The 13,206-nt window shown below is 70.9% G+C and carries 13 protein-coding genes; 6 read left to right on the top strand and 7 right to left on the bottom strand.

Features of this window, described 5'->3' with window-relative positions; all coding sequences use genetic code 11:
- The first annotated feature begins 362 nt into the window (after positions 1-362).
- Positions 363-2,519, top strand: a complete 2,157-nt coding sequence (locus ACGFSA_RS33550) for a prolyl oligopeptidase family serine peptidase (protein WP_393309808.1) — start codon at positions 363-365, stop codon at positions 2,517-2,519.
- Positions 2,520-2,584: 65 nt separating this feature from the next.
- Positions 2,585-3,031: a Rieske (2Fe-2S) protein gene (locus ACGFSA_RS33545; RefSeq protein WP_393309806.1), complete on the top strand. Its 447-nt coding sequence runs from the start codon at positions 2,585-2,587 to the stop codon at positions 3,029-3,031.
- Position 3,032: 1 nt separating this feature from the next.
- On the opposite strand, the gene ACGFSA_RS33540 is transcribed toward ACGFSA_RS33545, so the two are convergent.
- Positions 3,033-3,680, bottom strand: a complete 648-nt coding sequence (locus ACGFSA_RS33540; protein WP_393309805.1) for a cysteine hydrolase — start codon at positions 3,678-3,680, stop codon at positions 3,033-3,035.
- Positions 3,681-3,822: 142 nt separating this feature from the next.
- Between ACGFSA_RS33540 and ACGFSA_RS33535 the strand changes: the two genes are divergently transcribed.
- On the top strand, positions 3,823-4,293 hold the full coding sequence (locus ACGFSA_RS33535) for a pyridoxamine 5'-phosphate oxidase family protein (protein ID WP_393309804.1): 471 nt from the start codon (positions 3,823-3,825) through the stop codon (positions 4,291-4,293).
- 24 nt (positions 4,294-4,317) lie between these two features.
- On the opposite strand, the gene ACGFSA_RS33530 is transcribed toward ACGFSA_RS33535, so the two are convergent.
- Positions 4,318-5,247 (bottom strand): LysR family transcriptional regulator, encoded by a 930-nt coding sequence (locus tag ACGFSA_RS33530; protein WP_393309803.1) that lies wholly within the window; start codon positions 5,245-5,247, stop codon positions 4,318-4,320.
- A 74-nt stretch (positions 5,248-5,321) separates the two neighbouring features.
- Between ACGFSA_RS33530 and ACGFSA_RS33525 the strand changes: the two genes are divergently transcribed.
- Positions 5,322-6,329 (top strand): DMT family transporter, encoded by a 1,008-nt coding sequence (locus ACGFSA_RS33525; RefSeq protein WP_393309802.1) that lies wholly within the window; start codon positions 5,322-5,324, stop codon positions 6,327-6,329.
- Positions 6,330-6,338: 9 nt separating this feature from the next.
- Here ACGFSA_RS33525 and ACGFSA_RS33520 read toward each other — a convergent pair whose 3' ends face one another.
- Positions 6,339-7,670, bottom strand: a complete 1,332-nt coding sequence (locus ACGFSA_RS33520; RefSeq protein WP_393309801.1) for an aminotransferase class I/II-fold pyridoxal phosphate-dependent enzyme — start codon at positions 7,668-7,670, stop codon at positions 6,339-6,341.
- A gap of 35 nt (positions 7,671-7,705) precedes the next feature.
- Between ACGFSA_RS33520 and ACGFSA_RS33515 the strand changes: the two genes are divergently transcribed.
- Positions 7,706-8,401 carry a pyridoxamine 5'-phosphate oxidase family protein gene (locus tag ACGFSA_RS33515; RefSeq protein ID WP_393309800.1) on the top strand — a complete coding sequence of 232 codons (696 nt, stop codon included), beginning with the start codon at positions 7,706-7,708 and terminating at the stop codon, positions 8,399-8,401.
- Between the two features lie 46 nt (positions 8,402-8,447).
- Here ACGFSA_RS33515 and ACGFSA_RS33510 read toward each other — a convergent pair whose 3' ends face one another.
- The 3 genes from ACGFSA_RS33510 to ACGFSA_RS33500 form a co-directional block, all read right to left on the bottom strand.
- Positions 8,448-9,404, bottom strand: coding sequence for a DMT family transporter (locus ACGFSA_RS33510; protein WP_393309799.1), 957 nt, complete (start codon positions 9,402-9,404; stop codon positions 8,448-8,450).
- A 158-nt stretch (positions 9,405-9,562) separates the two neighbouring features.
- Positions 9,563-10,573, bottom strand: coding sequence for a DMT family transporter (locus ACGFSA_RS33505; protein WP_393309798.1), 1,011 nt, complete (start codon positions 10,571-10,573; stop codon positions 9,563-9,565).
- A 138-nt stretch (positions 10,574-10,711) separates the two neighbouring features.
- Complete coding sequence (locus ACGFSA_RS33500) at positions 10,712-11,263, bottom strand: Clp protease N-terminal domain-containing protein (RefSeq protein ID WP_393309797.1); 552 nt, start codon at positions 11,261-11,263, stop codon at positions 10,712-10,714.
- A 501-nt stretch (positions 11,264-11,764) separates the two neighbouring features.
- On the opposite strand from ACGFSA_RS33500, the gene ACGFSA_RS33495 reads away from it, so the two are divergent.
- The gene (locus tag ACGFSA_RS33495; RefSeq protein ID WP_393309796.1) at positions 11,765-12,196 is read left to right on the top strand and encodes an SRPBCC family protein; all 432 of its coding nucleotides are present in this window, start codon (positions 11,765-11,767) and stop codon (positions 12,194-12,196) included.
- An 85-nt stretch (positions 12,197-12,281) separates the two neighbouring features.
- On the opposite strand, the gene ACGFSA_RS33490 is transcribed toward ACGFSA_RS33495, so the two are convergent.
- Positions 12,282-12,902 carry a PadR family transcriptional regulator gene (locus ACGFSA_RS33490; protein ID WP_393309795.1) on the bottom strand — a complete coding sequence of 207 codons (621 nt, stop codon included), beginning with the start codon at positions 12,900-12,902 and terminating at the stop codon, positions 12,282-12,284.
- Positions 12,903-13,206 lie beyond the last annotated feature (304 nt).

The following is a 13,206-nucleotide window of genomic DNA, read 5'->3' as shown; positions in this document are numbered from 1 at the left end:
GGTGGAGCCATGAATCCCACCGCAAGACCGCCCGAACCAAGACCATCGAGGACCTCATCGCAGCGTAATCAACCGGCCACCCGACAGGCTCTTAGACCGACCGGCACATGGGAGGCGGCGTCGCGGGGCTGGGCACGCACATCTGCGGCGTTGTCGTCGGTCAACAACTCCCCCATAGCCCCAACGGCATGGGGGGACCCCCTCCGCGTTGCCTCCCTCCTCCGCCTTGCAGCTGCACGCACCCAGCCCCGCTCCTTCTCCCACCTCCCATGTGCCGGTCGGTCTTAAATGCGTTGTGCGACAGCCGGTACCTGCCTCAATGCTGGTCGCAGCAGCGGATCACTACCGAGAGGAACACCGAGATGACCACGGCCGAAGCCGCCTCAGCCCACGCCGGTGGACTGCCGCTCCAATCCGCCCGCACCCGGCGTTTCTCGCTCGGGGTGCCCCGGCAGTTCACCGTGTCGCCCGACGGCGGGCGGGTCCTTTTCGTCAGGACGACGGGCGGCACCGACCCGGTGAGCCGCCTGTGGCTGCACGAGGACGGAGGCGAGCGGATACTCGCCGACCCGCCCGCCCTGCGGCGCGGAGACGCAGACCCCGGCGAGGTACCGGAAGAGGAGCTGGCACGCCGGGAGCGGGCCAGGGAGACGTCGACCGGAGTGGTGTCGTACGCGACGGACGCCGAAGTCCGGCTCGCCGCCTTCGCCCTCCAGGGCGAGCTCTGGGTGGTACGGACGGACGGAGGCACCCCGCGCCGGGTCGCCACCGCCGGACCCGTGGTCGATCCACGGCCCTCACCCGATGGCACCTTGATCGCGTACGTCTCCGGGGGCGCGCTGCGGACTGTGCGGAGCGACGGGACCGACGACCGGCCGGTGGCCGTACCGGAGGAGCGGACGGGACACGTGACGTACGGGCTCTCCGACCATGTGTCGGCGGAGTCGCTCGGGCGCCCACGCGGCTACTGGTGGTCCCCCGACAGCGATGCGCTGCTGGTGGCACGCGTGGACACCTCGATGGTCCGGCGCAGGTACATCAGCGATCCGGCGAATCCGGAGCGTCCGCCGCGCGCGGTGGCGTACCCTGCGGCGGGCACGGCGAACGCGGAGGTGTCGCTGCACCTGGTGCGGGTGTCGGGCGAACGGGTCGCGGTGCGGCTGCCCGCGGCAGCCGGCGAGGACCACCCGCAGGGGACGTGGACGGACCCGGCGTTCGAGTATGTCGCCACGGCCGCGTGGGACCGGCACGGTCCGCTGGTCTCCGTACAGACGCGGGATCAGCGCTCGGTGCACGTCCTGGCGGTGGATCCGGCCACGGGAGAGACCCGGACTCTGCACCGCGCCCACGACGCCGCATGGGTCGCCCTCCGGCCGGGTACGCCGCTGCGCCTCGCCTCCGGGGCTCTCGTCGTCCCCGCGCAGCCCGGCGGCGACACCCAGGGGCTGGACATCGACGGCCGTGCGACACCGCCGGGACTGGAGGTCCGCGAGGTCGTCGGCGCCGTCGGTGACCGGGTGTTCTTCACCGCGAGCGAGGAGCCGACTGACATCCATGTCTGGTCGTACGCGGCGGGGTCGACCGACGACGGTCCCGTACGCATCAGTGGGACGCCGGGTGTGCACACGGCCGCGGCAGGCGGCCCCACGCTCGTACTGGACAGCAGGACCCCGGACGGGCAGACGGTGTCGGTGCTGCGCGACGGTGCGCCGGCGGGGCGGATCGGAGTCCTCGCCGAGACTCCCGTAATCACCCCGCGACCCCTCGCACTGAGCCTGGGAGAGCGGGAGCTGCGCAGCCACCTGTACCTGCCGTCCTGGCACCGCCCCGGCGACGACCGTCTGCCCGTCCTGCTCAGCCCGTACGCGGGCCACGGCATGCAGTTGGTCCTGCAGGCGCGCGGCTGGTGGACCGCAGTCGCCCAGTGGTTCGCCGAGCAGGGGTTCGCGGTGCTGGTCACGGACGGGCGTGGCACTCCGGGGCGCGGCGAGGCGTGGGAGAAATCCGTGCGGGGCGACCGGCTGACGGCTGTCCTGCGGGATCAGATGGACGCGTTGCACGCGGCGGTCGCGCAGTATCCCCAACTGGACCTGGGGAGGGTGGCGATGCGCGGCTGGTCGTTCAGCGGCTATCTCGCGGCCGCGGCCGTACTGCGTCACCCGGACGTGTTCCACGCGGCGGTCGCGGGCGCCGCACCGACCGACCGGCGGCTGTACGACACCCACTGGGAGGAGCGGTTTCTCGGCCATCCGGAGGTGGACCCGGAGACGTACGAGCGCAATTCGCTGCTGACCGAGGCACACCGGCTGACGCGGCCGCTCATGCTGGTCCACGGACTCGCCGACGACAATGTGACCGTCGCCCACATGGTGCGGTTCTCCGCCGCGCTGCTGGCAGCGGGACGACCGCACACGGTGCTGCCGCTCTCCGGGTCGACCCACGTGGTCACCCATGAGGAGACGGCCGCCCACCTGTTGGTCCTGGAGCTGGACTTCCTGAGGAAATCCCTCGGTCGTTGAACACGGGACACCGACCGCGCGTATCCCTGGTCGAAGCCATGAACCACGCGGAAGGGAATGCCGGCATGAGCGCATCGCAGGAGCACGAGGCCCGTCCCGGGCGTCGCACCGTCGTCACAGCCGCCGGTGCCGTCGGAGTGGCCGCCGTACTCACCGCGTGCGGCGGCCCGAAGGACTCGGGCGGCTCGGCCGCCGTCGAACAGGCCGGTGCCGGCGGTGCTGCGAGCGTCCTGGCGAAGACCGCCGACATCCCCGAGGGCGGCGGGAAGGTCTTCGCCGACAAGGGTGTCGTCGTCACGCAGCCGAAGGCCGGGGATTTCAAGGCGTTCTCGTCGAAGTGCACGCATCAGGGGTGTGCGGTGTCGAGCGTCTCGGGCGGCACGATCAACTGCCCGTGTCACGGCAGCAAGTTCGACGCCGCGACGGGCAGGGTGTCGGCGGGCCCGGCCACCGAACCTCTGCCCACCGCGTCGATCAAGGTCGAGGGCGACTCGATCACGCTCGCCCCGTAGGTCAGGACCTGGCCCTCCGGGGGCTCTGCCAGCAGCCCAGCACGTCCTGCGTGGTGGTGACGGTGGCGACGAGGGCGAGCGTGTGACGGATCATCGCGGGGGTGTAGTCGGCGGGCACCCCCGCGATGGCGTCGGACGGCACGACCGCCGTGTACCCGAGGTTCACCGCGTCGAAGACGGCGTTGGGGACGGCGACATTGGCCGAGACACCGGTGACGACGAGGGTGCGGCAGCCGAGATTGCGCAGCAGCGGGTCCACATCGGTGCCGGCGATGGGCGAGAGGCCGTGCAGCCTCCGTACGACGATGTCCTCGTCTGCCACCTCGATGGGCGCGGCGATCCGGACCGCCGTGGTGCCGGAGTGCTGCTGCACGGGCAGGCGCCCGGCGGCCCGGAAGAGACGGGCGTTGTGGTTGGCACCGCGCCCGTCGGGGCGCCGTTCGGCGACGGCGTGCAGCACCTGGACACCGGCCTCGTGGGCGGCAGCGACCAGCCGGGCGACATGGTGGAGGGCTCCGGATCCGCTTGCCTCCTCGGCGAGTTCGGGCAGTGCGCTGTCGGGGCCCACGACTCCCTGCTGGCACTCGACCGTCAGAAGCACGGTGGTGGCCGGATCGAGCTGCTCGGCGAGCTGTTCCCTGGACGGCACGGCTGCCCCTCTCGGTGGCTCCTGGTGTCTACAGGCAGACATTCTGCTGACGGCCGGCGCGCGAGGCTAACGGCCATTGCGTCAGGAGGGAAGAGGACCCATCATTTCTGACACCTGGTCAGCTAACTGGAAGGGGCGCCCCATGGCCGTCATTCAGCGACGAGGCCGTCGGATCATGATGACGGACGCGGAACGCGACACGTACCTCGCGGAGCAGCGCACCTGTCGGGTCGCCACCGTCTCCGCCGACGGCCGCCCGCACATCGGCGCACTCTGGTTCACCTGGGACGGCACCTCGCTCTGGCTGTACTCGATCACCCGGTCCCTGCGCTGGTCACAGCTGCGCCAGAACCCGATGATCGCGGTGGTCGTCGACGACGGGGTGGAGTACGGAGAACTGCGTGGCGTCGAGCTCTCGGGCGAGGCAGCCTTCGTCGGCGAGGCCCCTCGTACCGGCGAGGCATGTCCCGAACTGGACTTTCCGGAGCGGCTGTTCGCGGCGAAGTACTTCGGCATGGACGTGATGCCGCACGACGGGCGGCACGCGTGGCTGCGGCTCACCCCGGAGGTAATCACCTCCTGGGACTTCCGGAAACTGGCGAACCCGGCCTGATTCCACAGCCCCGCCGCCACGAGGTCAGGCCGCACCGTCCCCGTTCAACGGAGCGTCGAAATCCCGGCCCGCCGCACGCAGGGCCGCGACCGCCGCCCTGATCGACGGGCGGCGGTCCGCGTCCGCCCGCCACACGGCGTGGACGTGCCGTCTCATCTTCTGCCGCACGGGCACGAGCCGCACCCCGTCCGGCACGGTCCCCCGCCCCAGCCGGGGCGCCACGCAGACGCCCACCCCGGCGGCGATCAGCGCGAGCTGGGTGTGGTGTTCGCCCGCGAGATGAGCGATGCGCGGCTCGATTCCCTTGGAGCGCAGCGTGAACATCAGCCAGTCATGACAGAACTCGCCCTCCGGCCAGGAGATCCAGTCGTCGTCGGCGAAGTCCTCCAGATCCACTTCCGTCCGGTCCGCGAGCGGGTGACCGGCCGGCATCGCGATGTCCGGTGCGTCGTCGAGCAGTTCGGCCATCGCCAGACCGCCGGGGACCGGCAGCCTCTTGTTGCTCCAGTCGAGCACCACCGCCAGGTCGATATCACCCCGGATCACCGAACGGATGCCGGCTTCCGGCTCCAACTCGGCGGTGCGCACCTTCAGTTCGGGGTGGTCCGCGCGCAGCGTGGCAAGCATCGCCGGGAACAGTCCGCGCGCTGCGGTGGGAAACGCGCCGAGCCGGATCTCGCCCACCACCTCTCCGCGCTGGGCCTCGATGTCGGACTGCGCCAGCTCGACCTGGGACAGGATCCTCGCGGCATGGTCGGCGAGCAACTGCCCCGCGTCGGTGAGCCGGACCCCGCGGCCGTTCCTGGCGAGGAGCTGCTGCCCCACTTCGCGCTCCAGTTTGGCCAGCTGCTGGGAGACTGCCGACGTGGTGACATGCAGGCCCTCGGCCGCGCCACTCACCGAACCGAAGCGGGCGAGGGCGTCCAGGGTACGCAGACGCTCGAGGTTCAACATGTAAGCGATGCTACGCGAAGACTTGCACAAAGTCTCACTTGTCCTACGCGGTTGAATTCGTCATCGTTGTCCTCATGACCGCCCCTTCCGCGACCGCCGCCCCCACCCGGGCGACCGGTGTTCCCGCCCCCTCCTCCGCACGCCGCCCCGCACTGGACTGGCGGATCCGCTTCGCGGCGCTGTCGCTCATCTGGGGCTTCAGCTTCCTCCTGATCAAGGTCGGCACCGAGGCGTACGCCCCGTTCCAGGTGACGCTCGGCCGACTGCTGTCGGGGACGGCTGTGCTGGCCGTCGCCATGGTGGTGCGCCGTGAGCGGCTGCCGCGCACCGCCCGCACCTGGGGCCACCTCGCCGTCGCCGCGTTCTTCCTCAACGCGCTGCCGTTCTCGCTCTTCGCCTACTCCGAACAGACGATCCCGTCGACACTGGCCGGCATCTGCAACGCCACCTCGCCGCTGTGGGGCATGGCATTGTCCCTCGTCGCACTCTCCGAGGACCGGCCGACCCGTCGCCGCGTGGCGGGACTCGGCCTCGGCTTCCTCGGCGTGCTGACGGTGCTGGGCGCCTGGCAGGGCTTCTCCGGGCTGGACTTCAGCGGCACGGCGATGGCACTCCTCGCCTCCCTCAGCTACCCGGTCGGCTGGATCTACGTCCGCAGGACCCTGGCGGGCAGCGGGTCGTCCACCCTCGCCCTGACCGGCAGCCAGCTCTTCCTCGGCACCGTACAGATCGCCCTGGTCACCCCTCTGTTCACGTCGGCCCCGGAGGGCTTCCCCCTGCTGCCGACGCTCGCCGTCGTCGCGCTGGGGGCGCTCGGTACCGGCCTTGCGGTGCTGATGCAGTACGGCCTGGTCGAGGAGGTCGGACCGACGACCGCACAGATGGTCACGTACTTCATTCCGGTCATCGCCACCGCGGCCGGGGTCGCCCTGCTCGGCGAACAACTGGCCTGGAACACCCCGGTCGGCGCGCTGATCGTCCTGACGGGCGCCGCCCTGACCCAGAGCAGAGCCCGTAAGCCCAAGCCCGAACCGCTCGCCCCGTCCCGTCGGACCACCGAACGCCACCCGGCTCAGCCGTAATTCATCTGCTCAGCCGTAATTCATCGGGCGGAGCGGTCCCGCCGCTGCCGCCACGGCATCCGCCAGCGGCTCGATGTCGGCCCCGGTGAGCGGTGACACGGTGAGCCGGACCCCCTGTGGTGCGGCGAGCCGGAACCGCGCCCCGGGCGCCACCGCCCAGCCCGCACCCAGCAGCCGGGCGACAGTCCCGGTCTCGTCACTCACCGGCACCCACACATTCATACCGCTGCGGCCGTGCGCCTCGACACCGCGCTCCTTCAGCGCCTGGACGAGCGCGTCCCGCCGCTCCCCGTACGACCGGGCGACCGCGTCGGTGTCGACGGCGCCCGAGGTCAGCAGGTGCGCCACCGCCCGCTGCAGGAGCCTGCTGACCCAGCCGGGCCCCAGCCCCTGCCGCCCCAGGACCCGGTCGACCGTGACCGCGTCCCCGGTCAGCACGGCAACCCGCAGATCGGGCCCGTACGCCTTGGCGACCGACCGCACGAACGCCCACCGGTCCGTGACACCCGCCAGCGGATGCAGCGGCAGATCGACGATGGCGTGCCCGTGGTCGTCCTCGATCAGCAGCACTCCGCGGTGACCGGCGAGAACGCGGCGCAACTCCTCGGCGCGCGCCGCCCCGACAGCGGCGCCTGTCGGGTTCTGCGCACGGTCCGTCACCACGAGCGCACGGGCACCGGCGCTCAGCGCCCCTTCGACGGCGTCGGGCAGTGGCCCCTCGTCGTCCACGGGGATCGGCACGGGACGCAGACCCAGCGCCGGTACGAGATCGAGCAGGGAGCCCCAGCCGGGGTCCTCGACGGCGACCGTGTCACCGGGCTTGAGATGAGCGACCAGCACCCGCTCGATCGCGTCCAAGGATCCGGAGGTGACGGCCACGGGCCCGGCCGGCACCCCGTCGGCGTCGAGGGCGGCGCGTGCCAGTGCGGCGAACTCCGGGTCCACCGGCGCTTCTCCGTACATCCCCGGCCACTCCGCATACGCGCGGGTGGCCGCCGCGAACGCCTCGTCCAGTGGTGGCAGCAACGCCGGATCAGGGTTCCCCTCTCCCAGATCGCGCGCCCCGGGCGGCGCCTCGACCCGGAGCGAGCCACGCGCCGTACTGGCGGGGCGCGGACGCACCCGGCTCCCCCGTCGACCGGCCGTCTCGATCACCCCGCGCTCGCGAAGGGTGCGGTAGGCGGCCGCGACCGTATTCGGATTGACCTCCAATTGGGCGGCCAACTCGCGCATGGGTGGCAGCACTTGCCCGGGCGCGAGCTCGCCCGACCCGACTGCTCGCTCGACACTCGCGGCAATCTCCGATGCGCGCCGCCCGACGATCCGATACTCTTCTAGCACAAACACGATTATGCACTAGTGCAATGGAGTTGGCCATGCCGGACACCGCACCGCCGCAGACCACGGGCCCGGAGGCAGCAGCCCCGTACGAACCGACCGAGCGGACCGTCCCGACCCGCGGCCGGGAGCGGGCCTCGTACGACCGGGAACTGGTCCACTCGATACTCGACGAGGCCTACCTCTGCCATCTCGGCTTCGCCCGCGACGGCGCACCGGTCGTCCTGCCCACGCTCTTCGGCCGGATCGGCGAGCGGCTGTACGTACACGGCTCGACCGGTTCGCGGCCGCTTCGGCAGGCCGGCGAGACGGACCCCGGCCTGCCCGTCTGCCTCACGGTGACGCATGTCGACGGGCTGGTGCTGGCCCGCTCCGCCTTCCACCACTCGATCAACTACCGCTCCGTGGTGGTCCACGGCATCGCCCGCACGGTGACCGACCCGGAGGAGCGGCGTACCGCGCTCGACGCGATCGTCGACCATGTCGTCCCGGGCCGGACCGCGGACTCCCGCCCGGCGAACGCCAAAGAGCTCGCCGCGACAGCCGTGATCCGGCTGGACCTCGACGAGGTGTCCGCAAAGGTGCGCACCGGAGGCCCGAACGACGATCCGGACGATCTCGCGCTGCCGCACTGGGCGGGCGTCGTTCCGCTGGCCCGCGGCTACCGCGCGCCGCAGCCGTCGGACGACCTCGATCCGGCCATCGCGTTGCCCGACTATCTGACCGTTCTCTGATGCCACCGGGGGGCGGCCACCCCCCGGTGGCCGCCCTCCGGCACAGTCAGGCGGGAACGGCCGCCCGGCGGCGGGCGCTCGCCGCACTGCGCGTCTCGGCGACGGCGAGCCCCGCCACCGCCGTGAGGAGCAGCAACGTGCCGACCACCGTGGCCGCGGTGAGCTGCTCCCGGAGCACGACGACAGCGATGACCGCGGCGCTCACCGGTTCGAGCAGCATGATCACGGACACCGTAGCGGCCCGCACCACCGCAGCGCCCGCGAAGTAGAGGGCGTAGGCGAGCGCGGTAGGGACGGCCGCCACGTACACCAGCAGCCACACCACCTCGGCGGCGTCCGCGGTGTGCGGCACGAGTCCTTCCGCAGCCGCCATCGGCAGCAGCCCGAGCGCACCGATCCCGAAGGCCCACGCGCTGGTGGCGAGCGGGTCCGAGCCGCCGCCGTCGCGGCCGAGCCACCGGGTCAGCAGGGTGATGGCGGCGTATCCGGAGGCGGAGAGCAACGCCAGTGCGACCCCGGCAGGACGCACCTCAGCGCCTTCACCGCCAAGCACCAGCACGGCGAGCCCGGCGAGCGCGCCCAGCACCGCGGCAAGCCCCCCGCCGCCGAGCCGCTCCCCCATGGTCAGCCGCGCGCCGACAGCGATGAGTACGGGCCCGGCGCCGAGGGTGACGACGGTCCCGACCGCGAGACCGGTCGCTTCGACGGCCGCGAAGTACGCGCTCTGGAACAGGGTGAGGCCGACGCCGGTCCCGAGGATGCGCAGCAGACGGCGGCGCCGCGACTCGGCGGGGACGGCTGCGCGTCGTGGCCGCAGCACGAGCGCGGCGAGCAGCAGCACGAGACCGCCGACGCAGCGCCAGAACGAGAGGGCGAGAGGGCCGAGATCGCTGACCCGGAAGATCAGCGAGGCAGCAGCTCCCGCGGTCCCCCAGGCCACCCCGGCGACGATCAGATAGAACAGGCTCCGCCCGACGGGCAGGCGGGAAGCAGGATTCGGCACGTGCACTTCTCCTGAGGAAGACAGATGGTGGTCGCTCGGCTCGGCACGCGGGCAGCGACGATCCGCTCGGGGACTTCCCGAGCCCGGTCTTCGTCAGGAGTGGCGGCCCGCGTCAGGCGGCAGGCGGCGGAAGCACAGTGAGATGCATGATCGGCACATTACGTGGCGGCACGGCGGGCGGACAACTCGCCCTCGACGGCATCCCGGCCACCTCCCCCGCCCACCCCCGACGCGACGGGCCCGGAGGGGGCCTTGGGCGTCGACGACTGGGCGATGAACGCACCGATCAGTACCATGGCGCCGCCGATGAGCTGCGGCGCTGCGAGATGTTCCCCGAGCAGCACCCAGGCGAGCACGGTAGCGATGACCGCCTCCAGACAGGCGACGACACCCGCCACCGCAGGAGACAGCAGCCGCACCGAGATCACGCCGGTGACATAGGCGATCACGGTGGCGAGCAGGACGATCCAGCCGAGCAGCAACCAGGCGGGAACCTCTGTGCCGTTCATGCCGGTGCTGCCGCCGAGGACCGACCAGTCCATCCCCCAGGGCCGTGCCACCACCGTGAGGACGGCTGCACCGATCAACAGTCCGTACGCGATGACGCCGACCGGATGCGGAGGCTCCGCGCCCGCCGCCTTGTCCCCACTCCCCGGGTCCGAGAGGACGAAGTAGCCGACCTGGCAGCAGGCGGCACCGAGGGCAAGCAGCAGCCCGACGGCATCGAAGCTCAGCCCGGACCACACCTCGACCACGCAGGCGAGACCGCCGACCGCGAGAACGACGCCGACCGCGGCGGCCCGGGTGACGGGACGGCGCTGCACGAACCGGACCCAGCCGAGGACGAGCGCGGGCGCCAGATATTCGACCAGCAGCGCGACACCGACGGGTATACGGGAGATCGCGGCGAAATAGCAGGCCTGGACGCCCGCGACGGCGAGCAGCCCGAAGCCCAAGAGCAGCACGGGACGGCTGCGTACGAGGTCCCGGTGGCGCCACGCCACGGGAAGCATGACGAGGGCGGCGCCCGCCACCCGTAGCCACACAACATGGAGCGGGTCGAGCCCTGCCTCGATCAGCGGCTTGGCCGCCACCCCGGAACCACCGAATGCGAACGCCGAGGCCAGGGCTAGTCCCAGGCCGGCGCTTCTCCCCTGAGACGCGTGCATCGGCACATCATGACAGCTGCCGTCATGAGCGTCACCCCGGTGACCACCCCTGACAGAGCCGCCGCACCACCACCATGGCGGGGCGGCAACGCCCTGACGGAATCCGCCACGCCGAGGCGCCCGCGCGACGAGAAGCCGTCAGTCCCCGCCCGGCGCATCGATGATCCGGCCAGCGAGATGCACCGCATCGACACCGGCCCGCTCCAGCACCTCGACAGCCCTGCATTCCGGGTCGGCGGCCAGTGCCGCGAGCAGATCGAGCCCGCCGGCCCGCACGTCCCCGCGCAACTCCGCGCGCTCCCTGGCACCGGCCATCGCCGACAGAGCCGAGGGCGACCAGCCCTCCACCCCCGCGTCCCCTGCCTCGGCAGCCACCTGAGTGATGACCGGAACCGCGCCGGAGTCCTCCACGGTGCCCTGCCAGCGAAGCCCGTAACCGATGGAGCGCTGCACGAGGTAGCCGAGCACCTTCGCGAGCTGCGGTCCGCCCTCGAAGGCGGTGCGGACCTTTGGATCCGACTCGATGAGGGAATGCAGCAGATGAGCCGTGTCGATCTGCCGGTCTCCGTCACGCAGGGCGCGCCTGCGGGCACCCGTCACCACCGAGGCCAGCTCCACGGTGAGTCCGGCTCCGGGTTCAGCACGGTTCGGTGCGGGCTGCTGAGGAATCCGCGGCGTCCGGTTTTGCACACCTCTCACCCCATCAGTCCCTGGGCGCCTGAGCATCCCCGGTAGGGCCCATTTACACATCCCGCCGAAGTTGGGGACACCAGAGCGGTTCCTCCTCCTTACGGATGAGATCTCGCCATTCGCGGATCCGATTGCCGGAAACGGCGCGCGCCGCCTTGCCCTGTGCTCCGCGAGCAACCGCGAGCCACCCCGTACACGTCCCCCACGCCACGCGTACGACGACCGGAAAGGGGTAACAGAAGTGAGCGGTCGCCCTGCCGACGATCGACGGACGGGAGCATGTCCACCGGGTCCACGCTCCCCGTGACGCCCTGCCCGTCGACCCGTTCCGGGCGGCGTTCCACTGCCACGACGACGGCCCGCACCTCCGACCGATTCGACGCGGCGCCGATCTGACGCACGGAGCGGATCCAGCAGGTCTGACAGTTCATCAGTATTGAATGTTCTCGCCACTGCGGCTACGTTCCGCGACACCGCAACCCGACGAGAAGGGGTGGTCGCATGGCCGAAGTCAGTGCCGAAGCGCGTATCGAAGCGCCGGCCGAGAAAGTCTGGGCCCAGCTGACGGACTTCACCGCGTACGGCCAGTGGAACGCCACCCACACCAGCTTTCCCAAGGGCGGTCCGGCCACACTCGAACTCGAGGCCACCTACGAGGAGAACATGAAGCTCATGGGCTTCCCCGCCGAGGTGACCTGGACCGTGGCGGAGCTGGAGACCACCCGGCTGCTGACCACCAGGGGCAAGGGGCCGATGGGCGTCGATCTGGCGATGCGCTACTCACTGGCACCCGACGGCGATGCCACCACGGTCCGGATCGACGGAGAGTTCACCGGAGCCGCGGTCTCCCTGATGGCGGGCAAGCTCAAGGACTCGGCGACCGCGGCACTCGTGGAGTCGCTGCGCAAACTGGCCGGCCTGGTCACCGCCTGACCACCAGCGGACGAACGAAGGGCCCCTTGAATCCGCCTCAGCCACAGGGCCCTTCGCACCACACCCGTCGGGACCACCTCTCGGGTCAGTGCTCGTCGGCAAGGATCAGATAGAGCTTCTTCCGGGCGTCGTTGATCAGCGACAGCGCCTTCTGGCGCTGATCGGCCGAGCCGGTCTTCCAGACCTGGCCGAACGCCTCCATCAGACCGAAGCCGGCCTGCCGGATCTCGTTGACACTCTCCCAGTCGACCTCGCGCCCGGCCTCTTCCCAGGGCGCGTCGGGCCCGGATTCCGCCTCGGTGCGGCCGGCGTCGGTGAGCGTGAACAGCTTCTTGCCGCCCTCGCTCGCGCTGACGATCAGCCCCTCGTCCTCCAGCAGCTGGAGGGTCGGGTAGACCGAGCCGGGGCTGGGCCGCCAGGCCCCGCCGCTGCGCTCGCCGATCTCCTGGATCATCTCGTACCCGTGCATCGGCCGGTCCTTCAGCAGCGCCAGGATCGAAGCGCGTACGTCACCGCGCCGCGCCCTCCCCCGGCCACCACCGCGACCGCGCCCCCCACCGAAGGGGCCGCCACCGAACGGGCCACCGCCGAACGGGGGTCCGAACTGCCCGAATGCGGCACGGCGGCCCTCGAAGTCACCCCGACCGTGATGACCGGGCCCGCAGTGCCCATGTCCGTGCTCATGCTCGTGTCCATGTGAACGCATCGCTACGCTCCTTCCATCATTGATCTGTCGCGATGCATCAACGATATATCGGAACTGGCCGTACGGCAATCGCTTTGGAAGGGCCTTGGTGACCTGTGTCAGTGGGTGTTGATCGATTGTCAGTGAAGGGCGATCAATTGACTTCTGTGCCAATTAGGGATGACTGCCTGCGGGCTTTGTGACAGTGAAGTCTTCTCGGCAACCTGACGGTTGCGGCGCGTGATGATGCTGGACGGCGGGATGGTGACTCGGCGTCAGACATGAGTGAAGCCCCTGGTAGGAACGGGTCTGCGAAGAAACGTTC

It is taken from the genome of Streptomyces sp. NPDC048496 (genome assembly GCF_043200055.1).
GTDB lineage: Bacteria > Actinomycetota > Actinomycetes > Streptomycetales > Streptomycetaceae > Streptomyces.
The sequence above is the reverse complement of the archived record's forward strand: the minus strand, read 5'-3'. Positions and strand labels throughout refer to the sequence as shown.